At 46.1% G+C, this 25,414-nt stretch carries 20 protein-coding genes; 13 read left to right on the top strand and 7 right to left on the bottom strand.

The window, feature by feature from the left end; translation table 11 throughout:
• The first annotated feature begins 100 nt into the window (after positions 1–100).
• Positions 101–805, top strand: a complete 705-nt coding sequence (gene sfsA / locus JWH17_RS14460) for a DNA/RNA nuclease SfsA (RefSeq protein ID WP_205223341.1) — start codon at positions 101–103, stop codon at positions 803–805.
• A gap of 54 nt (positions 806–859) precedes the next feature.
• Here the strand turns inward: sfsA and JWH17_RS14455 are convergent, their stop codons facing one another.
• Genes JWH17_RS14455 through lepB form a run of 3 tightly spaced genes read right to left on the bottom strand, consistent with a single transcriptional unit; the run spans position 860 to position 3,781 of the window.
• Positions 860–2,134 (bottom strand): dihydroorotase, encoded by a 1,275-nt coding sequence (locus JWH17_RS14455; protein ID WP_205223340.1) that lies wholly within the window; start codon positions 2,132–2,134, stop codon positions 860–862.
• Positions 2,135–2,182: 48 nt separating this feature from the next.
• Complete coding sequence (locus JWH17_RS14450) at positions 2,183–3,115, bottom strand: aspartate carbamoyltransferase catalytic subunit (RefSeq protein WP_205223339.1); 933 nt, start codon at positions 3,113–3,115, stop codon at positions 2,183–2,185.
• Between the two features lie 15 nt (positions 3,116–3,130).
• Positions 3,131–3,781: a signal peptidase I gene (lepB, locus tag JWH17_RS14445; protein WP_205223338.1), complete on the bottom strand. Its 651-nt coding sequence runs from the start codon at positions 3,779–3,781 to the stop codon at positions 3,131–3,133.
• A 326-nt stretch (positions 3,782–4,107) separates the two neighbouring features.
• Here lepB and pilM point away from each other — a divergent pair, with 326 nt between their 5' ends.
• From pilM to JWH17_RS14410, 7 genes are all read left to right on the top strand, one after another.
• Positions 4,108–5,154 (top strand): type IV pilus assembly protein PilM, encoded by a 1,047-nt coding sequence (gene pilM, locus JWH17_RS14440; protein ID WP_205223337.1) that lies wholly within the window; start codon positions 4,108–4,110, stop codon positions 5,152–5,154.
• 6 nt (positions 5,155–5,160) lie between these two features.
• Positions 5,161–5,733 carry a PilN domain-containing protein gene (locus JWH17_RS14435; protein ID WP_205223336.1) on the top strand — a complete coding sequence of 191 codons (573 nt, stop codon included), beginning with the start codon at positions 5,161–5,163 and terminating at the stop codon, positions 5,731–5,733.
• 15 nt (positions 5,734–5,748) lie between these two features.
• Positions 5,749–6,393, top strand: a complete 645-nt coding sequence (locus JWH17_RS14430) for a type IV pilus inner membrane component PilO (RefSeq protein ID WP_205223335.1) — start codon at positions 5,749–5,751, stop codon at positions 6,391–6,393.
• Between the two features lie 26 nt (positions 6,394–6,419).
• Positions 6,420–6,962, top strand: coding sequence for a hypothetical protein (locus JWH17_RS14425; RefSeq protein WP_205223334.1), 543 nt, complete (start codon positions 6,420–6,422; stop codon positions 6,960–6,962).
• Between the two features lie 83 nt (positions 6,963–7,045).
• On the top strand, positions 7,046–8,839 hold the full coding sequence (locus tag JWH17_RS14420; RefSeq protein WP_205223333.1) for an AMIN domain-containing protein: 1,794 nt from the start codon (positions 7,046–7,048) through the stop codon (positions 8,837–8,839).
• 33 nt (positions 8,840–8,872) lie between these two features.
• A complete protein-coding gene (gene mshL / locus JWH17_RS14415) occupies positions 8,873–10,564 on the top strand; it encodes a pilus (MSHA type) biogenesis protein MshL (RefSeq protein WP_205223332.1) in 1,692 nt (563 codons plus the stop codon).
• Between the two features lie 46 nt (positions 10,565–10,610).
• Positions 10,611–11,630 (top strand): hypothetical protein, encoded by a 1,020-nt coding sequence (locus JWH17_RS14410; RefSeq protein ID WP_205223331.1) that lies wholly within the window; start codon positions 10,611–10,613, stop codon positions 11,628–11,630.
• Between the two features lie 116 nt (positions 11,631–11,746).
• Here JWH17_RS14410 and secB read toward each other — a convergent pair whose 3' ends face one another.
• A complete protein-coding gene (gene secB, locus JWH17_RS14405; RefSeq protein ID WP_205223330.1) occupies positions 11,747–12,211 on the bottom strand; it encodes a protein-export chaperone SecB in 465 nt (154 codons plus the stop codon).
• Positions 12,212–12,540: 329 nt separating this feature from the next.
• Complete coding sequence (gene uvrA, locus JWH17_RS14400) at positions 12,541–15,378, bottom strand: excinuclease ABC subunit UvrA (RefSeq protein WP_205223329.1); 2,838 nt, start codon at positions 15,376–15,378, stop codon at positions 12,541–12,543.
• 32 nt (positions 15,379–15,410) lie between these two features.
• Between uvrA and JWH17_RS24125 the strand changes: the two genes are divergently transcribed.
• Together JWH17_RS24125 and glyQ are read left to right on the top strand one after the other, a co-directional pair.
• Positions 15,411–15,533, top strand: a complete 123-nt coding sequence (locus JWH17_RS24125) for a hypothetical protein (RefSeq protein WP_269755863.1) — start codon at positions 15,411–15,413, stop codon at positions 15,531–15,533.
• 310 nt (positions 15,534–15,843) lie between these two features.
• Entirely contained in the window at positions 15,844–16,716 is an 873-nt protein-coding gene (glyQ, locus tag JWH17_RS14395) for a glycine--tRNA ligase subunit alpha (RefSeq protein ID WP_205223328.1), read from the top strand.
• A 102-nt stretch (positions 16,717–16,818) separates the two neighbouring features.
• Here the strand turns inward: glyQ and JWH17_RS14390 are convergent, their stop codons facing one another.
• On the bottom strand, positions 16,819–17,502 hold the full coding sequence (locus JWH17_RS14390) for a metal-dependent hydrolase (protein ID WP_205223327.1): 684 nt from the start codon (positions 17,500–17,502) through the stop codon (positions 16,819–16,821).
• A 348-nt stretch (positions 17,503–17,850) separates the two neighbouring features.
• On the opposite strand from JWH17_RS14390, the gene JWH17_RS14385 reads away from it, so the two are divergent.
• Both JWH17_RS14385 and JWH17_RS14380 read left to right on the top strand, forming a co-directional pair.
• Positions 17,851–18,411 carry a flavodoxin domain-containing protein gene (locus tag JWH17_RS14385; protein WP_205223326.1) on the top strand — a complete coding sequence of 187 codons (561 nt, stop codon included), beginning with the start codon at positions 17,851–17,853 and terminating at the stop codon, positions 18,409–18,411.
• Positions 18,412–18,917: 506 nt separating this feature from the next.
• On the top strand, positions 18,918–22,088 hold the full coding sequence (locus JWH17_RS14380; protein WP_205223325.1) for an NAD-glutamate dehydrogenase domain-containing protein: 3,171 nt from the start codon (positions 18,918–18,920) through the stop codon (positions 22,086–22,088).
• A 55-nt stretch (positions 22,089–22,143) separates the two neighbouring features.
• On the opposite strand, the gene JWH17_RS14375 is transcribed toward JWH17_RS14380, so the two are convergent.
• Positions 22,144–22,977 (bottom strand): hypothetical protein, encoded by an 834-nt coding sequence (locus tag JWH17_RS14375; protein ID WP_205223324.1) that lies wholly within the window; start codon positions 22,975–22,977, stop codon positions 22,144–22,146.
• Between the two features lie 557 nt (positions 22,978–23,534).
• Here JWH17_RS14375 and JWH17_RS14370 point away from each other — a divergent pair.
• Entirely contained in the window at positions 23,535–24,734 is a 1,200-nt protein-coding gene (locus tag JWH17_RS14370) for an amidohydrolase family protein (protein ID WP_205223323.1), read from the top strand.
• Positions 24,735–25,414: the final 680 nt, after the last annotated feature.

Raw genomic sequence — 25,414 nt, 5'->3', positions numbered from 1 at the left:
AATAAGACCAGGGGAAAATTTGGTTGCACCGTACAAGATTGCGCTGTAAGCACTGCACGACTGTTCTTTTCGTCAACAATTAACTTAACCACAGGTGACCATGCAATTGCCCCCGGTTCGCACCAACGCTATCCTAGTTAAACGATACAAGCGTTTCCTGGCAGACGTCCAGCTTCCGAATCAAGAGCCGATGACCGTCCACTGTCCAAATAGTGGTTCCATGCTCGGCTGTTCAACCCCCGGCAGTCCTGTGATTATCTCCCGATCAGATAACCCCGGAAGAAAATACCCGTGGACCCTTGAGATGGTACAATCGAAAGGCGTTTGGATAGGTGTTAACACCTCCATGACCAACAAGTTGGTCCATGAAGCCCTTCTTAATGGGACCATCGACAACTTTGGAAGCATTACAAAAATCTCCCCTGAAAAAAAGGTTTCAGAAAAGAGCAGGCTTGATTTTTTGCTGGAATCAGCACGAGGATTGACATACCTGGAGGTAAAAAACTGCTCACTGGCCCACAACCAACTTGCCATTTTTCCAGACGCAGTAACAGCGCGGGGGACCAAGCATCTTGTCGAACTGATGCACCTGGCAAACCAGGGGTCTGCAGCAGCTGTACTATTCTGTATACAAAGGGGCGATGTTGACAGCTTTGCTCCTGCTACGGAGATCGATCCAGTGTATGCTCAAACATTACAGCAGGTGGCAAAAGAGGGTGTTCAGGTGTTAGCGTATCTTGCAGAAGTAACACCCGAGGCGGTCACAGTAACCCGGCAAGTGCCTGTCCATCTCGACCATGCGTAGGCTTAAAAGCTGCTTATCGAACCCGGCGGGAACTCCGGTAACACTTGCGGCTATCTAAATAAAACGTGAGAACTGTACAGCACCATCGACCATGGTCAACATCGATCGTCCGGTCAATGTCCAGTCAAGAAACGGAGAATTGCGGCTTTTGGAAACAACCTGATCCACGGAATAGGAGAACTCTAATTTCGGGTCGATAATAGTTATATCAGCGGCTGCACCAGGAGCAAGGCTACCACCTTCAACGCCGAGAATACGAGCAGGGTTCACGGCCAGTAATTCCACCATCCGAGAAGCATCAATCACTCCTTGATGGAGCAAGGTCAAGGTAAGTGGAACCGCAGTTTCAAGGCCGATGATGCCAAAGGCGGCGACATCGAACTCCATCTCTTTTTCCAATATGGAGTGGGGTGCATGATCCGTTGCGATTGCGTCAAGGGTACCGTCCTGCAATCCATGAATGACAGCCGCCCGGTCTTCACCGGTGCGGAGCGGAGGATTCATTTTAGCGTTAGTTATATACCCTGACACAGCCTCATCGGTTAAGGTGAAATAGTGCGGAGCTGTCTCTGCCGTAACCCGTACCCCCCTGGCTTTGGCTTGACGGATCAAATCCACGGACATTGCAGTACTGACATGGGCGATATGAACTTTTTTACCGGTGAACTCAGCTAGAGCTATCTCACGATAGACCATTACCGATTCGGCAGCATTGGGTATACCTTTCAAGCCAAGCTGAGTGGACATCTCTCCTTCATTCATGACCCCGGTACTCAAGGCTGGATCTTCGCAGTGGGCTATAACGGCCAAGTCAAAATCACTGGCATACTCAAGGGCCCGACGCATAAGCTGGCTGTCGGTTACCGGCAGCCCGTCGTCGGAAACAGCCACTGCTCCGGCTGCACGCAATTCTCCATATTCCGCAAGTTGCTTCCCTTCACTCCCCTTACTGATTGCTCCTACGGGGTACACTCGAGCGGCAGCGCTACGTGCTTTCTCAAGAATCATCGCACAAACAGCGCTATTGTCATTCACCGGGCAAGTGTTGGGCATACAGGCAACAGCTGTAAAACCACCGCTTGCGGCAGCAAGAGTACCGGAAGTAATATCTTCCTTATACTCCTGGCCCGGCTCACGCAGGTGAGTATGCATATCTATAAGTCCGGGAACGACCAGGCAACCGGCAGCATCTATAACAGGTAAATCATCGACTCCAATTTCATCACCTGTGCTAATGACCCCGTCCTGTACAATAATATCGCACTGCTGATCGACTTTGTTCGCCGGGTCAACAACTCGCCCGTTTTTTATAACCCACGATCTTTCCATTACACCTTCACACTGTCGCATTGGACATTTGATTTGAGCATGTCTGCATCAGGAGTTGCCCATGACCAGATAAAGCAGTGCCATCCGCACAGCCACCCCATTGGTCACCTGGTTTAAAATTACCGACTGGGTAGAGTCAGCCACCTCCGGCATAAGTTCTACACCACGATTAACAGGCCCAGGATGCATAACCAGTGCATCCGGTTTAGCCAGGGACATCATTTTTTGGGAAACACCAAACCGGCGCGAATACTCTCTCAACGACGGCAAGAGTGGATCATTTTGCCGCTCCAGTTGTATTCGCAGGGTCATCACCACATCGGCATCGCGCACCACCTCTTCCATGGAGGTGCATACTTTTGCCCCCAACTGTTCGAGCCCTTTAGGGAGAAGAGTAGCAGGCCCGAAAACGTGAACCTCGGATCCCATTGTTGTAAAGCCCTCAATAGCAGAATGCGCAACCCGGCTATGGGAGATGTCGCCTATAATCGCTATTTTCAGATCGTTCAGACGGCCTTTATGCTCCTTGACGGTCATCATGTCCAATAATCCTTGCGACGGATGCTCGTGTGCTCCGTCTCCAGCATTGATCACTGCCGCATTGACATAACGGGACAGCATGTGCGGTGCACCTGAAAAAGAATGACGGACAATAATAATATCCGGATGCATTGCAGAGATATTACGCGCAGTATCAATCAGGGTTTCTCCTTTAGTAGCACTACTTGTAGAAGGAGAAATATTAAAGGTGTCCGCACTCATCCTTTTTGCCGCTATCTCAAAAGAAAGACGGGTACGAGTCGATGGCTCATAAAAAAGATTTATAACGGTGTGTCCACGTAGGGTGGGAACCTTTTTAATAGGCCTGGCTGATATCTCTTTGAAAGAATCTGCAGTATCCAGAATATGGAGGATATCATCCTTGGAGAGTTCGTCGATGCCAAGTATATGGCGGTGTGAAAAAAAATATCCGGTAGCCATGCCACCCTCCGGCGTTTAATGTAGAACATCCCCCAGCCTGCTCCAACGGATGGAACTGAGCCGGTCAAGAGATAATAAAGGTTTCTGCACATCCCACGACCAGTAGATGAAAAAAGCCTTGCCTCGCACAGCCTTCAAGTCAACAAATCCCCAAAAACGTCCATCATAGGAGTTATCACGATTATCCCCCATAACCAGCAGTTTGCCCGGCGGCACGGTTACTGGTCCGAAATTATCCCGGGGCCCTATCGCCGCTGACAAAACATTGACATCGCGATACACTCCATACTTATCCTCAAATGGCTGACCATTGATAAATACCTTTTTATTGCGAATTACGACCGTGTCTCCTGCCACTCCTATGACCCGTTTAATATAATCGAGCTTTGGGTCTTTAGGGTATTTAAACACTATAATATCATTTGGTTGCGGATCCTTAACAGGGATCAGTACAGATCCGCTAAAAGGGACCTTAACTCCATAAATAAACTTATTTACAAGAATATGGTCGCCAATTTGCAAAGTAGGCAACATTGAACCGGATGGAATTTTAAAAGCCTGAACAATAAAGGTTCTAATAAAAAACGCCAAAACAATGGCTATTATTACAGCTTCAATATTTTCACGTAATCCGGATTTATTTTTTTTCTTTTTTAAATTTGCCACAAATGGTGCCTTTCGGTAAAGGAAGCGTAGGTAAAAGCCTGGGCAAAATTAACCCAACAGGGTCTAAAATACAAGCAGGATTTCCAGCGGCTGAAAATGGATCATGTTATGCACAGCATTTCAGAGAGTTACAAAAAATACCAACTGAAGATATATTCATTCACCATTAGCTATCTCCTCTGTTTTTATTAGATAAAATACAAAAAAAAACAGAGCTTGCCTTGACAAAGCGATTTGTTTGTGTGCTAATAATTAGGGGATAAAAGACGAAACTTCTTTTTGACGTTAATTCAAGCTCATGCCTCAACCTTTTTAAAGAGAAAACCATGGCTAAGAAAGACCAGCTAATTACGGGTGTCGATATTGGCTCCCACGCCATCAAAGTCTGCCAGCTACAGCAGACAGGCAAGGGCTACAAGCTCCTTGCCATAGGCAGCACTACTCTGCCTCCAGGTGTAGTAGAGGATGGTGTTTTGCAGGAGCCGGATGTTGTTGGCAATGCCATTGCCGCCTTATTTAAAAACCTGAAAATAAAAAACTCAAAAGTAGGCATATCCATCTCCGGCTACTCCGTCATCGTAAAGAAAATTAACCTTGAATACATGACTGACGAGGAATTATCCGAGTATATTGTAGCTGAAGCAGAACAATACATTCCTTTTGATATCAATGACGTATATATCGATTTCCAAAAGCTCCCTACCAGCAGTCAAGAAAATGACAGAAGTGATATAATGCTGGTAGCTGCAAAAAAAGATGTCATTGACGATTACCTGTTGATGCTCCATGAACAAAAGCTCAAGCCTGTCCTGGTAGATGTTGACGGTTTTGCCCTGGAAAACATCTGGGAGAAAATGTCAGGCAACGCTGAAAACATCGCATTGGTTGATATTGGCGCATCGAAAATGAATATAAATGTCATTGCTGATGGAGTAAGTGTCCTGGCAAGAGACGTAGTGGTAGGTAGCAGTCAACTTACAGACCAGTTGGCCAATACATTAAACGTGGAAGAAGAAGAAGCGGAAAACATCAAATTAGGTATGGTTTCTGCAGAGGAAAACCAGAGCACAGTAGAAGAAATTTTCTTACAAACCTGTACTCAATGGATACTGGAAATAAAAAAAGCCATCGATCTTTATATGGCAAATAATCCTGACAATCCCCTCAAGTTGCTGGTGCTCAGTGGGGGGGGAGCGAAAGTGAAAGGTCTTCTGGAGTATATCAAACAAGAAACCGGACTGGACGTTGTCTTATTCAATCCGTTTGAAACGATGATAATTGATGAGAAAAAAATTGATCGTCAATATCTTGACTCAATCGCGCCGGAAATGGCCATTGCTGCTGGGCTGGCCATCCGGGAAGCAGCCTTCTAAGAAACTATGATATATATAAACCTTTTACCTGTTAAGGAAATCAGGCGCAGAAACAAAGCGAAAAAACAAATATTCAGCTTGGCCGGCGCATTCGTATTGGTCGTTGCCCTGCTCTCCATCTTCGCTATGCTTCAAGCCAATACGATCACCGCGAGAAACGAAACCCTTGCAGACCTGAAAAAGGAAAGGCAGCGTTATACCGCAATCCTCAACAAGATTAAGCAGCTTGAACAAGACAAGCAGGTCTTACAAAACCGAATCGCTGTTATCAAAAAGCTCAAAAAATCGTCATCACTTACGGTACATGCACTTGATGAGGTGGCCAATATTACACCTTCTAAAAGAATGTGGTTGACCACACTAACGCAGAGTGGTGGAAACATGAAAGTATCTGGAATGGCGCTGGACAACAGAACTATAGCCAAATACATGGATGACTTGAAATCCTCTCCCTACATCCAAAGCGTTCACCTTGCAAGCTCATCGCTTAAAGGATTTGCCGGGAGGAACCTGAAAGCATTTTCTATTTCCTGTTCCATTGCCGTCCCTGAAGATAAAAAAGAACCACAAACGAATTGATCACAGGCACACGATATGGCTGCTGGCACTATCACCAACAAGTTCGATACCTTTATTGACGAAAAATACATCCCCCTTGATGTAAAGGTAAAAATTGCGATTGCGGTTTTAACACTGCTCATACCTGTTGCGCTCTGCTACTTTCTCTTGTTTGAGCCTAACCAGGAAACAATCGCCAACCTTGACAACCAAATAGTCCGAGCACAAAAAGATTTGAACAAAGCGCGAAAAGCAGCGCAGAACCTGCCCAAACATGAACAGGAACTGGCAGAAATTAAAAAGGAGTTTGAAGCAACAGCGGTTATCCTGCCCAAAAGCCAGGAAATACCAAACTTGCTCAGAAGTATATCAGACCACGGTAAGAGTGCCGGCCTTGATTTTCTCTCCTTTAAGCCTGGCGCAGAGATACCTAGGGATTTTTATGCTGAAATTCCAGTCGATATCTCGACCAAAGGCCCGTACCATAACATGGGTTTTTTTCTGGATCAGGTAAGCAAACTGGAACGACTGGTAACAGTTAACAATATCAAAATGGGGTCGCCCAAAAAAGAGGGGTCGGAAATGCTTTTAAATTCGACCTGCAGGCTTGTAACCTACCGTTTCACCAACACCAAACTCCCTTCAGAAAACGAGGGAAAAGGTAAAAAAAGAAAACGATAACATAAGGCCCTGGCAGGACTTATATCATGCTACGTAAAAAAAACAGCAATCCTTATTATTTCGAGCTATGCGCATTGACGTTGGCTACTTTGAGCCTCATCATGCTGCAAGCCCCCCCATCATATGCGACTGAAGAGGTGGTACAACCTGCACTCCCTCTCACTCTGGAACAAGGAGACTCCAGCAATAGTAAGACCTTTTTCTATGAGTTAGAGGGGCGGTCTGACCCTTTCGTTCCATTTCTCACTCCAAAGGCGACTTCTGCCACGCCTCTGGATCCGGACGAAATTATTGACGAAGAAACTATTTTAACCGGCATGCAGCTCTTTGAACCAGGACAGTTGAAACTGGTTGCAGTCATGGTTGCAAAGGGTGAACCAATGGCACTGGTCGAAGATGTAACTGGTAAGGGCTACATGTTGCGTGAAGGTATTCCCATTGGCCGCCGTGGAGTGGTCGATGAAATTTTTGCATCGGAAGTGAAGATCATTGAGACCGCCAAGACCCGTGCGGGCAAAGAGATTTTAACTACGATTACAATGAAATTAAAAAAAGAGGGAGACGAATAAACATGTTTCACTTTTCTTCCCCAACCAGCTGGACAACGCGTAGGCTTTCAACCGCGCAGCTGGCATTTCTATGCGTCGTGAGCATGGGTCTACTTGCTCTGATGACTGGTGCTGCTTTTGCGGCAGAAAATGACAACGGAGCGAACAAGGTTGGCTCCTTAACTGCAACCGACCAGGGCACCTCCCTTGAAATAAGAGTCAGTAGTTCCACAACTCCAACATACACAATATACGAGCTATTCAACCCGTCAAGGATAGTGCTCGATATTGCCGAAACAGTGCCGGCTCCGGATTTTGCCCCACAGCTTCCGCCGGATACAGGTATTAAGCTTTCAACCAAACAACTCACTGATGTTTCTCCATCGTTGTTTCGTCTTGAATTTACTTTGTCACAGTCAATGCCCTTTGAGGCTTCACTGGATGGGAATGATATTATTTTGACTGTTGACAAAGTTAAATCTGCCGGTACGGCCCAGACGCCCGCCGGCATGCTTGAAGTAACAGATATTCAGGTAAAAACATCACCGGATCAAACCCGTGTCAAGCTACTGGCAAACGGTGAACTTACCGATTACACATACGATGTTCTTGACAGCAAAGCAAATACACCTGCAAGGATGTACATTGATCTCAACAACATCACTGGAGATACCCTTTTGCAGGAACAGATGGTTGGCACCTCTCTGGCACGGATTCGTGTAGCAAAGCGCGGTTCAGGGCTACGGATCGTGTTTGACTCCTCTACCAAAGATCTGTTTCCGTTTTCAGTTCAGTCAGTCCCCAATGGGATTGAAGTCGTTATTGATGAACCGCAGCAGGTTGATCAAATTTCTACACTTATTAAAGAAAAGACCACCATTGAAAGCCAGCTTCCCGAAGTAGATCCTCTTGAAAGCAGGCTTTCTCCCCAGGCAACGGAAAAACAGCTTCAGGATGCCTTTAACTTTTCCGGCTATAATAAAGAACGTATAACCGTCGATTTTTATAAAATCGACTTACACAATGTCTTTCGTCTCTTTCGTGAAGTAAGTGGTATCAACATAGTTGTTGACGAGTCAGTATCAGGATCTTTAACGCTCGCTCTTGACGATGTTCCATGGGATTTTGCGCTTGATATTATCCTCAATCTAAAAAATCTCGCCAAAGAGGAACGTTTCAACACCTTGGTCATCCTGCCAAAAGACAAATCTTTTAACTGGGCCAAGCAGGCTGAAAATAATATTAGCTTTGAAGCAGATATTGAAGTCGCCGAGCAAGAAGCACTCATTATTAAGCAGCAGCAGAACCTGCCGAAAGAAGTAATCGAAGCAAAGCAGCTTATAGCTCAGGCAAAAAAAGCAGAAAATAAAGAAAATTTTGAATTGGCAATCAGCCTATATGAACAGGCATTTGTCAAGTGGACTGATAATGACAAACTGGCAAATAGAATAGCCTCTATTTATCTGGTCCGGCTGCGTCAAAATGCCAAGGCAGTCTTTTATGCAAAAAAAGCACTTGCTGTAGATCCAGAAAATACTGCTGCTGCTCTTAATGCAGCCATTGGTTTAGCTAACATGCAAGAGCTTCAACAGGCAGTAGATTTTTTTGACCAAAGTATCAGCGTTGAAAAACCAAGTGCAGAGGCATTGTTGAGTTATGCCGTGTTTAGCGAGGGCAAGAAAGAATACGAAAGCGCCCTGAAACTGCTCTCACGATACGATAAAATCTATGGTCAAAGCTTGAACTCCATGGTTGCGGTGGCCCGCGTCAATGACAAGCTCGGCAACCACGCTGTTGCTACAGAAAAATATCAGGCAATCCTTTTGGCCGGATTTCGCATACCACCAGATCTTGCCAAGTATATAAAGGGCCGAATCGCTCTTAAACAGACAATGTAAATGCGCTCTATACTGAATTTGAGGAAAAGCCATATGAAGTTAGTTAACTGTTCATTGCCACTGGTTCTCTCGCTCATGATCCTTGCATTATCGGCTTGTGCCAACAAGGACACCGCCGATGAAGCACCGCCTGCACAGGAGTCGCCTTCCGTTGCCCAGGAGGCGACGACTCCTGCACCGCCTCCTGAGCCAGCTCAATTACCTGTCCGATTCCAGCAGCCCGGTTTCGTTACCGCGGATCTTGAGGCGGAAGAAGAGTTGGAAGAGCAATCAGGTGAATATCAACTGAAAGTCGGTGCTACCATACGCTCAACCGCCGGTCCACAACCCTTATGGGATATCCTGAACAGATTAGGCGCCCTCAAAGGAATGAGTGTGAGCTGGGCAAGTGATGTGGATCAAAGTGTCTTGGTGGATGTTAATATTGCTGCCGAGGATGACTTTTTTACCGCCATTGACAACTTACTGCGCCAAGTTGACTACTACAATGAAGTCGAAGGCAACACTATCATTGTCAAATACAGGGAGACAAAAAAGTTTTTCATTGCCATCCCTAACATGAAAGGTACCTACACCACTACTACAGGTGGTAATTACCTTACAGACCGGGATGCAGCAACCGGCACGGAAGGCACCATCAAGATAACCAGTGATGAAAATGGCTTTGACGTCTGGGCCAACATTCGCGCGAACCTTGATTTAATCATGCAGCAGTGGACGACAGTGACTTCAGAACCTACTGATGAAGCTGCAGAGGACACTGAAGGTGCTGGTCCTGCCAATACGACATCTGAAACCAGAGCGACCAGGCGCATGGCAACAGGTGGTTCCTACTATACTGTTGACTCATCTGTTGGTCTTATCACGGTTACTGCCCCAAGGCCGTTACTGGATAAAGTGGAGCTTTATTTGACGACCTTGAAGGAAGAAATTTACCGTCAGGTGGTTATTGAGGCAAAAATCATCGAAGTATACCTTGAAGATAATTCCAAGATCGGTCTGGACTGGAGTCTTGTCTTGAAAGACTTCGATATAACCGGGACTACCTTTTTCGGTACAGCAGGCACCGGTGGAGACGGCCAGGTTTATCCTTGGATTCCTGCTGAAGGTGACGCAGACTCAATCACGACCTTTATCAGCAAGGTTACACTGAACCCAGCAAACTTTTCGGTCATGCTCAATGCCCTTAATGAACAAGGTGATGCTAATGTCCTGTCCAACCCGAAGCTGACAGTCTTAAACGGTCAACCTGCACTTATCTCCGTAGGAAAAGATATCGCCTATATTAAAACTGTTTCCCGTAATGTTGACTCAGGCAGCGGCAGCGCCTTGACCACTGTTACCTATACAGCTGAAGTGGATAATGTGGTAGAGGGTGTCGCTCTTGGCGTAGTGGCATCAATCGTCAATGACCAAAAAGTAGTACTCCACCTCACTCCAGTAACAACAAATCTCATCGATGACCCTATCGAATACAAAGTGTTTGGCGACGGCCTTGAGGTCGGGCTCCCCAGGGTCGGTGTCCGTGAGATGTCCACCATGGTGGAAGTTGATAACGGTGAAATGCTTGTCATTGGCGGCCTCATAGATGAATTTGACGCCAAAGAGGGTAAATTTGCACCTGTGGTCGGCGAAATACCAATTGTAAAATATCTGTTTGGCTACGAAGAAAAAATCAAAACCAAACGAGAACTGGTTATCCTGCTGACCCCCAAAATAATATGAACCAGGATTATCTTTTAACCATATTCAGAAAAACAGGAGAAATGGAATGAAGTACAGTCGCTATCTGCTGATTGGTTTACTTGCGCTGCTTCTCGGAGGATGCGGCACAACCGTTAAGGAATCGCTGAAAGTTCAACCGGCTGCCAAAAGTGATAAAGGCGCCGACAAAACCATAGTCATCCTTCCATTTGCGGACTATTCCTATGCAGACAACCTAGACACCGCATACCACCGAAATTTGTATATTACTGAAAACTTGACAGACAACCTCGTCTCCAACAGCTTCCACCTGCCGGTTCAGGAAGATGTTTTTCTTTACTTGGTAAATCACAATATTATTAATGTGGTTGCCTATGAAAAGAAAAAAACCGGCATGCTTGAGGACGAGTTAAACGACGAATGGTCTGATGCTATGAAGGGGCAGATCCAACGCTACATTGACCTGACCAAAAGCAGGAACAATAATGTGCCGGTACTTGAAAGCCCCGGTACCCATGGCCTGACCCAGCAGGAAGTGGTCAAAATCGGCCGCCATTTTTCCGCTGACTATATTGTTCGCGGACGAATCATTCAATACAAGGAACGAGAGGATCCTTCCTGGGCTCCTTGGAAAAAAGGTGTGATCGGTTTTATTACCGGTGTAACCAACAAAATCGCATTTGGTCAGGCCCGTTCAGATCAGTATGATAACTGGGGCAACATGGCTGCCGGTGCCACTTATGGCGCTCTCATTGGTGATAACGTTCACTGGCCTTACACCGGCGATGCAGATCAAACCATCTTCGGTGTCTCCGGTGGCCAAATGGGTAATACCCTCATTTGGGGAGCGGTAGGTGCAGGCCTTGGCCATATGGCGCACAATACAGGAAAAATTCCACAGGCTGTTGTTCAGCTTCGCGTCTGGGTGCAGGATGCGTATAATGGCGATGTTGTCTGGACCAATAGAGTTGACGTGAAAGTGTCACCAGAGTCGGTCCTTGCCGATTACCAATATGACGCTCTGTTTGAAGGGGCCACTGAAAAAGCAGTTTCAACCCTAATTGATAACTTCACAGCTACACTCTGATTGTGAAGTAAAAACCATTCCTCCTCAAAAAAAGGGGCTTACCGATTATTATCGGCAAGCCCCTTTTTTCATGTGCAAAGTCTTTTTTGCAACAGCGAGCGCTTAAAGTTCACACTTTAAGAATCTTTCTTCTGTTGCTGGGCATTGTCATACAGAGCCACGAAATTGATTGGTTCCATCAAAAACGGCATAAAACCACCATCAACAGAAACCTGGCTGACCACCTGCCGGGTAAACGGAAACAACATCAGCGGACAATCAACGGCCATAACCCTGGCCAGGTGTTCTTCAGGAATATTCTTCAGTAAAAAGACGCCTGCATGTTCAATCTCTACAATGAACATCACTTTATCTTCGGCTTTTTTGTCGAGTACCTTGGCGGTAATGGCCAGGGAGACTTCATAATGGTCGTTGTCAATTTTTGTATTCTTGATCTGCAGATTAAAATCGACCTTGGGCTCTTGGTTTTTTTCTAAGAAAATTGTAGGCGCATTGGGGCTCTCAAAAGAAAGGTCTTTGATGTACATCTTCTGCATCCGGAAAACCGGTGCTTCCTGTTGATTGTTCGCTTCTTCTGTCATGTTCTATCCTTTTTCTATTTTATGGTTAAATCTTTACTCGCTTCTTAATCTCTTTTCCAGCCACTGGCACACCACCATCGCAAGAGAAATACATTTGCTCTTATGCCTGCGGGTACACAACATCGATACACCTTAACAAGGAAAGGCAATCTGGCAAATTGAAAAAATAGTAACTCTTCAGCAGCATCCAACCTGCGCACGATCAGATCACTTTGCATACCGATATAGAGCCTAATCGATCCGCTTATGCTCAGATGGAGCACCGCTCAACAGCTCTAGTTGTCAAAAATGAGACAATGTTGTTATTTTGTCTAAATAGTGACAAATAATTAATCGTTATTAAGTGTCTGCTTAAGAAATTTGCCGGTATACGACAGGGGCTCGCAGGCGACCTCTTCCGGCGTGCCGCAAGCTACAATGGTCCCTCCTCCATCTCCACCTTCAGGGCCAATATCTAGTATATAGTCTGCGGTCTTAATCACATCGAGATTATGCTCTATAACCACCACACTGTTACCACCGTCTACCAAACGCCCCAGCACACGAAGCAGATGCTGGATATCAGCAGGATGGAGGCCGGTTGTCGGCTCATCCAGGATATATAATGTCTTGCCTGTAGAACGTCTGCTGAGTTCCTTGGCGAGTTTTACCCGCTGTGCCTCACCGCCGGAAAGTGTTACCGATGATTGCCCCAGTTTAATATAACCAAGCCCCACATCCAAAACAGTCTGCAGTCGATTTTGTATTGGTGGAATATTTTTAAAAAACTCAAGACTCTCTTCCACTGTCATATCAAGGATATCGGCAATATTCTTTCCTCGATAACGAATATCCAATGTCTCCTGGTTATACCTTTTTCCGTGACAACGCTCACAGGTCACATATATATCCGGTAAAAAATGCATGGCAATCCGGATAACCCCATCACCTTCACATGTCTCACAACGCCCACCCTTGAGATTAAAACTGAAGCGTCCCGGCTTATATCCTCTAGCACGTGATTCAGGTAATCGCGCAAGCAGTTCTCTTATTGGGGTAAAGATACCGGTATAGGTTGCCGGATTTGAGCGAGGGGTTCTTCCAATGGGACTTTGGTCAATATCAATCACCTTATCGATATTCTCCAGACCGCTTAATACCGGCTTTTTGGCGGCAACAGTCTGCTTATCATGAAAAGCGCCTTGGGCCTCATTGTATAACGTCTCGATAATCAGTGAACTTTTGCCGGATCCGGACACACCGGTAACACACGTCATCACGCCAAGGGGAATGGCGGTGGACAGATTCTTAAGATTATTGACAGTGGCACCATTGATCCGCAACTGGAATTTTTTCCCTTTACGGATTTTTCTTCTTTTTTCCGGTACCGGAATTTCCAATCGACCTGAAAGAAATCCTCCGGTTTGTGATGCCTCACAATCAAGTAATCCTTTCACTTCCCCGGAATAAAGTATCTCTCCGCCATGGACGCCGGCACCTGGCCCGATATCAAGCACGTGATCTGCAGAGGCAATAGTATCAGTATCATGCTCGACCACAATTACACTGTTTCCCAGATCACGCAAATTAAGCAGGGTTTTAATCAGCTTGTTGTTATCACGCTGGTGCAAACCAATACTTGGTTCATCAAGAATATAGAGCACGCCCGCTAAACCTGACCCGATTTGCGAAGCAAGTCGGATACGTTGCGCCTCTCCACCGGAAAGTGTCCCCGCTTTTCTATCAAGGGAAAGATACCCCAAGCCAACCCCCTGCAAAAAAGAAAGCCGTTCATTGACCTCCTTGAGTATGGGCTTTGCAATAAAAGCCTGTCGTTCGGAAAACGCCAGGGTTTGCAGCTGGTCAATCAAATGATCTATGGAAAACCCAGTCAGATCCATAATGGACCATTCCCCTACCCGCACTGCAAGAGCTGCAGGTTTCAGCCGCCGACCATTGCAAGCTGGGCAAGCCTGCTCATTCATGAACTTTGCAATCTCCTCTCGAACCCTGGGTGAGGAGGTATCTCTAAACAATCGATTTAACCTGGGAATAATGCCCTCAAAACTCACCTGAGAAACAAGCACCTTGTTGCCGCGCTGGTGATGAAATTCCAGTTTCTCCCTGCCGGTACCATGTAAAATTGCCTTTTTGACTTGAGCAGGTAAATCAGCAAAAGGGGTGTCAGGCTTTATTTGAAAATGACGAATAAAGGCTTCGACCCATTGAGTTGCATAGCTGGAAAGTTTGCGTCGACGCCAAGGTCCGATGGCCCCATCAAGCAGGGTGAGTTGTGGATCAGGAATAATGAGGTTTTCATCAAGGAACTGGTTGACTCCCAGCCCGCTACATTCAGGGCACGCCCCTTGGGGATTGTTAAAGGAAAACAACTGGGTTGACAGTTCCGGCACGGATATACTGCACCGGTGGCAGGCTGCAGATTCACTGAACAGGACTTCTTCCCCACTGTCAGGAAAAGCGGCTATCATTGTCCCTTCACCAAGCTGGACGGCTGTGCTTACAGATTCATCCAACCTTCTGCGAATGGAAGGTTTCAGTACCAGCCGGTCAATAACCGCTTCTACAAAATGACGCTTATTTTTCTCCAGAATAATATCTTCACTTAACTGGCGAATCTCTCCGTTTACGCGAACCCTGACATAGCCTTCCTTGCGCAGGCGTAAAAAAATCTGCTCGTGCATCCCTTTTTTCTGCTTAACAAGCGGAGCCAGTAAAACAACCTTCTCACCTTCATCCCGGTGGAGCAAATTTTCTACCATGTCTTCAATCGATTGTGACCGTATGGGATCACCGCACTCCGGACAATGGGCTTGTCCGGCCCTGGCATAGAGCAGACGAAGGTGATCATAAATCTCGGTCACAGTACCTACGGTAGAACGGGGATTTTTACTCGTCGTTTTCTGTTCAATAGACACTGCCGGGGAAAGCCCTTCCAGCAAATCCACATCAGGCTTTTCCATTTGCCCCAGAAACTGCCTGGCATAGGTGGAAAGGGATTCAACATACCGTCGCTGGCCTTCCGCATACAGGGTATCAAAGGCCAGGGTAGATTTCCCCGACCCCGAAAGACCGGTAAAGACGACCAGTTTATTTCGAGGAAGATCGACTGAAATATTTTTCAGATTGTGCATTCGCGCACCACGAATACGCAAAAACTGTGGTTCCATAAGTAACTCATCAACAAAAAAAGGGAAAAGCAATGACTGACGATGAACAAATAACCAACCCAGAGCAGGCTCTGCCCCAAAATGAAAATTTTGGTTTGAGAGCAGGTAAGCGCCGGACTCCCAAGCACGCGAAAAAATTTACCACAGGCATATAATTAATATCGGAGCCTAGCGTTTACCTCCGAGGATCATTTTTTTCGCATAACGCCACTATCGGTCCTAAATATCATTTGTGGACTGACAAGAGGTAAGCTATATACAATTTCATTTGCCACATGCCGTTACTGTGGTAGACTAATATGCTTACACATGAAGTCCACAACCGGCGTTTCGATCATTGCAAGATCCGCCGGTAACAAAGCAATGTAGGATACGTGCCAAGCACAGAGCATCACGCCCCCATGGTCGGTTACCTAACAGTAGCCATCATTTTACAACAATCAATACAGGAACCATTTCTTTGCCATGTATTTTCAAGATATCATTGGGACTCTGAACAGTTACTGGGCATCTATGGGCTGTGTCGTTCTCCAGCCTTACGACATGGAGGTGGGAGCAGGAACGTTCCACCCAGCCACTCTTCTTCGTTCCCTGGGCCCTGAACCTTGGAAAGCAGCTTATGTTCAGCCGTCTCGACGCCCGACAGATGGCCGCTACGGTGAAAATCCAAACCGTCTGCAACACTACTACCAATATCAGGTAGTGATCAAACCCTCGCCGCCGGACTCTCAGGAAATGTATCTTGAAAGTTTACGCCAATTCGGACTCGATCTGCTGGAGCATGATATCCGTTTTGTTGAAGACGACTGGGAATCTCCGACCCTTGGTGCTTGGGGACTGGGTTGGGAAGTATGGTTGGATGGCATGGAAATCACCCAGTTCACCTACTTTCAGCAAGCCGGCTCCATCGATCTCAAACCGATCACGGTTGAAATCACCTATGGGCTGGAGCGTATTGCCATGTATCTGCAGAAAGTTGATTCGGTCTACGATATCAAGTGGAATGAACACGTAACCTATGGCCAGATTTTTCATCAGGCTGAAAAAGAATTTTCTGCTTTCAATTTTGAAGAGGCCAATGTAGGCGACATGATTACCGCCTTTGACAACTATGAAAGGGAAGCCTTAAAACTTGCTGAGAAAAATCTCATCCTGCCGGCATACGATTTCTGTCTTAAATGTTCACATACATTTAATCTCCTTGATGCCCGCAAGGCAATCAGCGTAGCGGAAAGAACTCGTTATATAGGGAGAATACGTAACATAGCCCGTCAGGTTGCCCAGAAATATGTTCTGCAGCGAGAAGAAATGGGGCACCCGCTTCTCAATAAAAAGTAATCAGTTTGTTTCGCCTTAATTCGATGAAATATAATTAGCCGGTGGAATCCTTGCGGCTCCACCGGCTAATTGTTATTCTTGTCTCTTTGCCTACCAAAAAATCTACAATTCCAATTCCTCTCCAGGGTTAAGGACAGTCACTGTCACGCCTGTTTCCGCCTTCACCCTGGCAGCCCATCCATCCGCATCCTGCTCAATCACATCAAAGGTATTGTAATGAATCGGCACCACTTGTTGCGGTGCAAGCAGTTTGACCGCGCGCAGGGCATCATCCGGTCCCATGGTGAAATTGTCGCCAATGGGGAGGATAGCGAGGTCAACACCTTCTTCACCGATAAGTTTCATATCATAAAACAGGCCCGTATCACATGCATGGTAAATGTTTTTCCCTTCCACACTCAGCAGAAAGCCACATGGTGAACCACCATAGGAGCCATCCGGTAATTGTGAACCATGATGAGCAATGGTCAGCTTAACCCGTCCCCACGGATAGTCAAAGCCACCTCCTATATGCTGGGGATGTACCTTATCAATGCCTTGGCTGTTTAACCAGTTACATATCTCAAAATTGGCTACAACAGTAGCTCCGGTTCGCTTGGCAATGGCAATGGTATCACCAATATGGTCGCCATGACCGTGAGACACCAGGATATAATCAGCCATCACTTCTTCTTCCTTTACAGGGCAGAGAGGATTTCCCGATATAAATGGATCTATGAGTATTTTTGTTTCTCCGGTTTCCATCAAAAACGCTGAATGGCTGAGCCACGTTACTTTTATTCCCATATCCTCCTCCTTTCATATGATACGCTATACCATTTTCTGCGAAGTAAACTCGCGGTTATTGTTACCATTATTATCAAACGCCCTACATAAATCACATTACAGGGTCTATGTCCCCATACTATAATCCCAACCAAGAGTGCATGTCCACGATTCAATAATATCATCTCCCCCCTTCCCATCCTGGTTAGCGTTGCAGCATGCTTTACCCAGAGCCTGCATTATTGTTCCTTCAAACTTGACAACATGTGCTTGCGCTATAGTTTAACCGCATACTCCTTATCAAAAAGCCCATACCTTGGAAACTCACTTTCGAGCGAACCAATCAAAACAACGTTACGGAGAATAGACATGACAAAAATGCTGGTTATTTATGCAAGTGACTATGGCACCACCGAAAAAATGGCCAATGCAGCAGCGAAAGGGATCACTTCTTTACCTGAAGCCGAGGCTGTTTTGAAAAAGGCAGAAGATGTAACAGCTGATGACTTTACTTCCAGTGATGGTGTCCTCCTTGGTAGCCCGGTGCATATGGGCAACATGGACTGGCGAATAAAAAAAATGATAGATACTGTCTGCTCAGGCCTCTGGATGCAGGATAAAATGAATGGGAAAACAATAGGTCTTTTTGCCTCTGGCGGCGGATTCGGTGGCGCTGGAGGCGGGGTCGAGCTGGCCTTTATTTCTATGCTGAACAACTTCAGTGAACTGGGGATGGTCTTTGTTCCTCTCCCCAAAATCACAGAAAATTACAAAAAGGGAGGCCTGCAATGGGGCCCCTACGGGCGTTCAGCAGATGAAGAGATGAACCACCAGGGTGTCAGCGAAGAAGTTCTCGCCCTTACCCAAAAACATGCCATGCATGTTACCCGCGTGGCCAAAGAATTGAAAAACAAAAATATCTTTGCCTAATATCTCCCCGACTACCTCTCCATACTGTTTGTCAAAAATTGCCACCGTATGGGGAGGGCAGCAATGATGCTCTTCTCCTTCATTTTTTATATTTCTCAAACTCCAGCGCCACTGAACAGGGTCGATACAAGTCACCGGTTATTTATTTATCCTGGCCTGATTTCACGTTAACGTTTCGAAAACACTTGCTGTTATGTCTCAGACCTGCTTAATCTCCAGATTAAGGCAGCCCCGTTCGTAAACATTCAGCAAATATCCAAAAACTGACAATCTACCGCGAGCTGTAACTGTTCAGCAGTGCTCCCAATGCTCACTAGCTGACCAATTAGCAGATAAGCCCGACTTCGATACATCGGCATGCTGTACGAACAGATCATTGAGAGCTGGGGGCTGCTGAAGTGACATTACTTTTTCAATAGAGGCCGGGACACCGGTTGTACTGCTGAAGTTACCACCGTTCCCTCAATCAAAACTTCAATGGTCATCGAACAAGGACCCTGAAAGTCATGATCCAGCAATCCACTCAAACTGTACTCGATTCAGCCCAGGAAAATCAAACCACACCCGGCAGTGGTGCCGATATTATAAACAGGGCTGTCAGCGTCGGCCTCGCTCCACGGATACTGTACCAGGCGGTCATTGACCTCTCTTCTCAGGGATTAATAACTGCCAATTGCATTAATATGGCTGCAGGTATCCTGCTCCATGACCTTGGGTTACCAAATTATTTCTTTGAACATATTCAGCCACCCGCACTGGCGCATCTCCTGCAATCTATTGCCACCACTGTTAAGCGTATCGACAACAAAGTGGTTCTTTACGGTCGAGTAGCGCATGTTGACTTTGATGTGGAAATAGGGAGCAATATTCAACAGGTACGGATTGCCACCGAAGAGACCAGAAACAGCATGGAGGATATGCTGGAAGGATTCATCTCAGGGCATCGTCGTGAATACTATTACAGCCCGCAAAGCAACTACTATACCTATATCATTCGTCCTGAAATCGTTAACGAACTCCCCAAAGAAGCATTCACTGAGTCCCGCTTTCTGTTCAACATTTCCCAAGACTACTCAAGCACGCCCGAACCAACACGCAGGCGCTATGAAAAATTCCTTATGCAGACCGAAAATTCGGTAATGCCGCTGATTGAATTTTTCAACCTTCCCCAGACCGGTGAGACTCGCTTGATGTTCAAAACCGATTTTGCCACCCCACAGCTTCCTGTGTTCAGGAAACTGCTTGAAGAGCACGGCCTCACTCTGGTCCGAGCCTATTGGGAGCCTTATTATTCGGGTACCGACGTTCCCACCTCTATCTGCACCCTCTACATTCTAGGCGAACTGTCACGGACACAGGAACAAGCCGTTGCCGCTGATCTGGTTGCATTTCTTGCATTTGCGGTCAATGGAGCGAAACAGCTTTACCTGGACGAAAAGCTGTCTTTTCCGGCTATGCTCTTTGCCGGGAATGCAATTGATTTCGCACACATGTTCATCTTCCAAGAAAGTGAAAATGCCACAGACCGAGAAATACTCAACAGCCTTTCCGGACAAGATTACCAGGATGCTTTTGCCAAGAGAATCCAGGGTGCCAATAAATCCACCTACGGTGATGCCCTGATTGAAGACATCGTCTGCAGACATCCTGATCTTATCCAGTCTCTGTTCGAGCTCTTTGACCAGCGCTTCAACCCTGATATAAAAAGCCATATCTCTGCTGAGGAACTCAGCAGTAGCTATGAAGAGTTTGAACGGACTATAGCCTCCAGATTCATTGATTTCCATCTCGGCTATGACATTTTCAAATTCATGTTTAAGCTGGTTGCCTCCACTCTAAAGACCAACTTTTACAGCCCTCTAAAGCGTTCATTTGCTTTCCGTTTTGATAACTCGATCCTGGACCCTCTTGTATTCAGCCAATTCGTCTATGGAGTATTTTATATAAACGGTCACTATGCCTGCGGAACGCACCTGCGTGCGGCCGATATCGCCCGCGGCGGTCTCCGCCTCATCAGAGTCTCCCCGACCAACTACGAGTCTGAACTGGACAATGCAGTGCTACTCAACTACGCCCTTGGCCCCAAGGCTCAGCGCCTTAAGCACAAAGACATTTGTGAAAGCGGCTCTAAGGGTGTTGTCGTTCCCCGCCCTCTCTATGCGGCCTACCCCCTTGAATCTCTGCAGGATTATACGGAAGGAATCATGGACCTGATGCTTCTCGACAATTCTGTGGTGGATTACTATGGAAAACCTGAAATGATTTTTTTCGGCCCTGACGAAGGAACAGCGCTACTCATGGACAAAGTCGCCTACCGTGGCAGAGAGAGAGGATATCCTTACTGGAGAACCTTGACCACAGGGAAAAGTTTCGGAATCCCCCACGATACCTACGGCCTGCTGGAAACCGGCGACCTTTTTGCGCTCTACGGCAAGGGAAACCAGGGAGTAGATCTTCATATTAACGGCCAGTCCGTCATCCTCACCGATGATATGGAGCAAATATACAACCACATCGGCGGGAAAATCGCGACCAGCGGCATGACCACCACCAGTGTGATGTCGACCTTCAGGACCCTCGTCTCCGAATTCGGCACCAAAGAAGAAGATCTGAACCTGATGTTGACCGGCGGCCCCGACGGTGACCTCGGGGCAAATCAGATCCAATCGTACCGGGGGAAAATCTGTCTGGTCATTGATGGCGGTTCAGTACTCTTTGACCCGAATGGACTGGATAAGGAGGAGTTGACAAAAATTGCCTTTATGCGCCACACTTCGCCTCGGCACAACACGCTTGCCTTTCCTGTAGAAAAACTCAGTGAAAACGGATTTATGGTCCCGATAAGGGGCAAAAACATCCGCCTGCCTGATGGCACAGTAATCGAAGATGGAGCCTATTTTCATCGTCATTTTCTCTCCACCCCCGATAACCGCCGATTTATCGCCCAGGCCAACATCAGGGCGTTCACCCCCTGCGGCGGGCTGAAAGATACGATTAATCAAAACAATATCAAACAGTTCCTTTCTCTGTTTACCGAACTTGAATATATTGTTGAAGGAGCAAATGTCTTTTTCGACGACGCCTCAAGGCGTTATATCGCCACCACAAGCGCCATTAAACACATCAAGGATTCCACAGCTAATAAAGGGGGCGTTTACAGCAGCTCCATCGCCGAAATTCTCACTGCATTTCTTTTCCAAGACGAATATGAACACCAGCTCCTGGAGAAAAATGAGATTAGACTGGCGTTGATCAAGGACGTTCTCCTTCAGGTGGAAGAATACGCCCGCATCGAGACAACCATGTTGCTGCGTATCCATCAGCAGGATCCACAACTAAACCTTTTTGAACTCTCAGAAAGTACCAGTGAGTCGATATTTGCTTTTCAGAATGTTTTAGAGCAACACTTACCAACCATTTTAGAAGACGATGCACTGGTTTGGTCTGTTATCGAAGCATACACACCGGTTATTCTCACGCAGACACTAGGAAGAAAAAAAATAATGGCCACTCTTTCTGTTCCTGACCTGCAGCCATATCGCAACGCAATCCTCACCAAAAAGTTGGCATCCACTGCATTTTACAGGTTCTATACCGACTGGAGCCCTTACTTGGAAGCGACAAAAACGGACTTAAAAGGAGCCTTACAAAAGGCCATGCGTGAAAGTGAAGCATAAAAACAAGCCTTTGGCGGCACACCACTGTCGTTGGTGGTGTGCCGAACAGATGGGGCTACTGCACTTCATCCTGTACAGCAGAGAGCTGCTCGTTAAAAAAATTACCTGCGATCTCTTCTATCATGGAAGTAATATCTTCCATCACTGATTCAAGAGCACTGTATATTGGACTGTTCCCCTCATTTTCCTTGCCAAGCGCATGGAGATGGTGCTTGAAAAGTTTGTTAATGGGCCCTTGAGCATTACTCAATAATTTATTGCCATGGATTAGCAGTTGATTTTCCAGCTTTTTGAAAATCGTATTAAAATCGAATAACTGTCCGTTCTTTTTTGCCGGAACACCTTCTTGAACCGGAGCAGTTGAAGTTACTGTGCTAGCAACTTCGGTTCTTATTTCATAAGATCTAAGGTAGGTTATATCTGCTGCAAACGCGGAGACGGAGCGAAAGCTTTCCATTTCCATTACCTTATCCAATGCTCCAGCAGTATCGCCCTGACTCATTTCGGACATGACGCCATCAAGTCCTTTTACAATCGCTTCGATGTCCTCAAGCTCAGCCTCATTCAACTCACCTTGTACGGTGAAGGAAAAACTCTCACCCGATGCCAAGGTAATTTCTCGTTGCGATTGGCTAGCAACAGTTATTTCCGACTCAGTCTGTAAAATTGCTCTACTATCATACGTAAAGGCGTCCAGCTGCGAGAAGCTGTTTGAACGTAAGGTGACCTGATCGCCCTCCTTTGTCTGCAGCACCAAGTCTGTTGCAAAGCTCTCACGGGATCGAAAAGACTGCTCTCTGACATATGTTGAAGAGCGGAAGTCAGCCAAAGGGTTATTATACTGGGAAAATAATTCTGCGAGGGGGGACTGGATTGCCATATTGTTCATGCTCATTCCTCCATGAATCTGCATAAGAAACAATTGTGTACTCTCTTATCGGCAACAAAAACTGAAAAAATAATGATTTTCCGTTATGTTTTTCATTTATCTTTATAAACCATGTAATAATGGCATATTAGACGGTACTATTGCCAATGCAGAGGTATCAAGAGCCTCAAATATTTTTCCCTCTCCTTGAGTGCATTTGACTTCGGTTTTGTGCAATCTACCTATGCTGTGAAAAAAGATGAGGGTCAGCAAGAATAAGTACGGTCATGCTGACCTGACCCCAGTCTTTTTAATTGTGCTGTGGAACAGAACATACTCTTTGTTTGAAAGTTCAAATATATCACATAATAGCGGCACCAGACCTTTGAGAAGAAAAGGGCCTCGCCTCACATCGAAATGTTTCACCACGTTCGCTTTGCTCACTGGACTTGCGGACGCCCGCCGGCGAACTTAGCGTTATGCTTATGGAATAAAACAATATAGCCAAAAATAGAATCCATAAATTGCTGTAATGTTAACTTATTCGTTATATATTTTTTTTTAGGAGCCTGTCTGCGATGAGTGATGTGCTATTTATAACCATAGGAACCTTAATCGATGGTAGTGGTGCACCTGCCCGTAGAAATGTTTACTTAAAGACACAAAACGGTACCATCACCGCTATTGATTCTCTTGAAAACCTTCCTTCCGGCATCATTGCCTTAGACGATCTCACCCACTGCACAGTTGTCCCACCGCTGATCGATTGTTCCGTTTCCCTGTGCCTTTCTCCTTCTATCGATCAAAGTGTCAGAAGAACTTCCCGGCAAGGGAGTACTGCAAAAAAAGCGGCTTTGCTAGAGCAGCATGTTCACTACTGCCACAGCCATGGGGTACTTGGAGTGGCAGATTGCGATGATACAGAAGGTCTGGTGAAGCTGAATCAAAGCACATTGTCAGCAGAAAACATATTGGAAGTTCAATCAGCGGGCAAGGCCATAGGTAGTCTGGATGAGTATGCAGCCGGTAATTGGCATGAGAGTGATTTTCTCAAAATTCGGTATACAAAGAACATTGAAGATCAATATCCTTCGGCCCAGAGTATGCAGTATGAAGACCTGTATACCATCCTGCAACACAAAGGCGAGAAAAAGGCGGTTGTAATCGCGAATGGAGAACAACAGGTAGGAGAAGCAGTAGCAGCCGGGTGTGAGGCCATAGAACAGGGATACGGGATGGGGGAAGCCAACCTCACGCTGATGGCGGAAAAAAACGTATTGTGGATTCCCAGCATCCTGCGGGCGAAAAATGGGTTGGACAGTTCCGGAGCCAATGGAGAAATAGGGTGTCGTTTTTCCACCCGCTATGTAGCACCAGGAAAGGCAATTCCCGGTGCAGAAGCATTTTGGAAAAAAACCTTTGCCGACCAAAGTCTTTTGCTTGGCCTGGCCAAAAAACGGGGAGTGAAAACAGCTATAGGAAGCGGGGCAGGAAACATCGGTATCCTTCATGGTGAATCAGTGGTGGAAGAAATGAAACTGTTTATCAAGGCAGGATATTCTTTGGAAGAAAGCATCCAGTGTGGTTCTATAAATGGAGCTGTTTTTTTTGCCCTGAAAAGGCTGGGAAGTATCTCGGTTGGCCAGAAAGCTACCTTTCTCGTGACTAGGGGGACAGCCGGTCAACTACCGAGAAAGCTTGGTTACCTGGAGGACATCTATGTTAATGGCAGGCCAAGCAGTGCGTACCGAAAAAATCCTGTCAAGGCAGTACAATAACGCTGTAGAGTGATCCCAAGTGACACTTACTGGATTTTTTCCGTTATTTAGCAAAGAATAGAGTCAGATCTCATTTTAACTTTTGGTGAATAGCGAAAAGGTCAAAGTGAGCCCACTTTACTACTAAGATGCTGCGATTTGCATCCTATATTGCGCTTGCTCGAAAAGGTCCAGGTTGCCCGCTGTCTAATCAACCCGCCGTGCAGAATGCATAATCTTCAACTGTCCGTCGAATTGTTCGAAATTATTGGTATATTCACCCATCACGGTTACAACCTTTTCAGGAGTGGTCATGGCAGAATTAGGGTCGCTAAAAATCACGTGGTCGGCATCTAAATACTCAAGCCTAAAGGTTAAAAGAACTCCTTCTTAACGGTAGCCCACGATCTGAACATCAGAAGCATTGCCACGGGTGCATCCGACGTTTATGGAATGCGTAAGCTGAGCACACTGAGGAACGATTTAGTTAGTAATTTTAGACAGTTAAGTTAACTTTTCAGTTCAAAAGTAAACGTTTTCATGGTATAATACTCTGCAAAATCAGGGGGTTATGCCATGGCGAGAGCGCAAAAAACACAGGTTGGGAAAGAGAGCTATAAAGACATGTACGATACAAGTCTTGATCAAAAAATTGATCATATTATCCAGTGTGTTGATGCGCCTAATAATACCCTTTTTGA

The sequence above is a fragment of the Desulfogranum marinum genome (assembly GCF_016918565.1).
GTDB lineage: Bacteria > Desulfobacterota > Desulfobulbia > Desulfobulbales > Desulfobulbaceae > Desulfogranum > Desulfogranum marinum.
The sequence above is the reverse complement of the archived record's forward strand: the minus strand, read 5'-3'. Positions and strand labels throughout refer to the sequence as shown.

Bases quoted from the DNA above. Each gene is read 5' to 3' on its own strand.
- sfsA (WP_205223341.1), top strand. From the start codon at position 101: ATGCAATTGCCCCCGGTTCGCACCAACGCTATCCTAGTTAAACGATAC.
- JWH17_RS14455 (WP_205223340.1), bottom strand. From the start codon at position 2,134: ATGGAAAGATCGTGGGTTATAAAAAACGGGCGAGTTGTTGACCCGGCG.
- JWH17_RS14450 (WP_205223339.1), bottom strand. From the start codon at position 3,115: ATGGCTACCGGATATTTTTTTTCACACCGCCATATACTTGGCATCGAC.
- pilM (WP_205223337.1), top strand. From the start codon at position 4,108: ATGGCTAAGAAAGACCAGCTAATTACGGGTGTCGATATTGGCTCCCAC.
- JWH17_RS14435 (WP_205223336.1), top strand. From the start codon at position 5,161: ATGATATATATAAACCTTTTACCTGTTAAGGAAATCAGGCGCAGAAAC.
- JWH17_RS14430 (WP_205223335.1), top strand. From the start codon at position 5,749: ATGGCTGCTGGCACTATCACCAACAAGTTCGATACCTTTATTGACGAA.
- JWH17_RS14425 (WP_205223334.1), top strand. From the start codon at position 6,420: ATGCTACGTAAAAAAAACAGCAATCCTTATTATTTCGAGCTATGCGCA.
- JWH17_RS14420 (WP_205223333.1), top strand. From the start codon at position 7,046: ATGGGTCTACTTGCTCTGATGACTGGTGCTGCTTTTGCGGCAGAAAAT.
- mshL (WP_205223332.1), top strand. From the start codon at position 8,873: ATGAAGTTAGTTAACTGTTCATTGCCACTGGTTCTCTCGCTCATGATC.
- JWH17_RS14410 (WP_205223331.1), top strand. From the start codon at position 10,611: ATGAAGTACAGTCGCTATCTGCTGATTGGTTTACTTGCGCTGCTTCTC.
- secB (WP_205223330.1), bottom strand. From the start codon at position 12,211: ATGACAGAAGAAGCGAACAATCAACAGGAAGCACCGGTTTTCCGGATG.
- uvrA (WP_205223329.1), bottom strand. From the start codon at position 15,378: ATGGAACCACAGTTTTTGCGTATTCGTGGTGCGCGAATGCACAATCTG.
- JWH17_RS24125 (WP_269755863.1), top strand. From the start codon at position 15,411: ATGACTGACGATGAACAAATAACCAACCCAGAGCAGGCTCTGCCCCAA.
- glyQ (WP_205223328.1), top strand. From the start codon at position 15,844: ATGTATTTTCAAGATATCATTGGGACTCTGAACAGTTACTGGGCATCT.
- JWH17_RS14390 (WP_205223327.1), bottom strand. From the start codon at position 17,502: ATGGGAATAAAAGTAACGTGGCTCAGCCATTCAGCGTTTTTGATGGAA.
- JWH17_RS14385 (WP_205223326.1), top strand. From the start codon at position 17,851: ATGACAAAAATGCTGGTTATTTATGCAAGTGACTATGGCACCACCGAA.
- JWH17_RS14380 (WP_205223325.1), top strand. From the start codon at position 18,918: ATGATCCAGCAATCCACTCAAACTGTACTCGATTCAGCCCAGGAAAAT.
- JWH17_RS14375 (WP_205223324.1), bottom strand. From the start codon at position 22,977: ATGAACAATATGGCAATCCAGTCCCCCCTCGCAGAATTATTTTCCCAG.
- JWH17_RS14370 (WP_205223323.1), top strand. From the start codon at position 23,535: ATGAGTGATGTGCTATTTATAACCATAGGAACCTTAATCGATGGTAGT.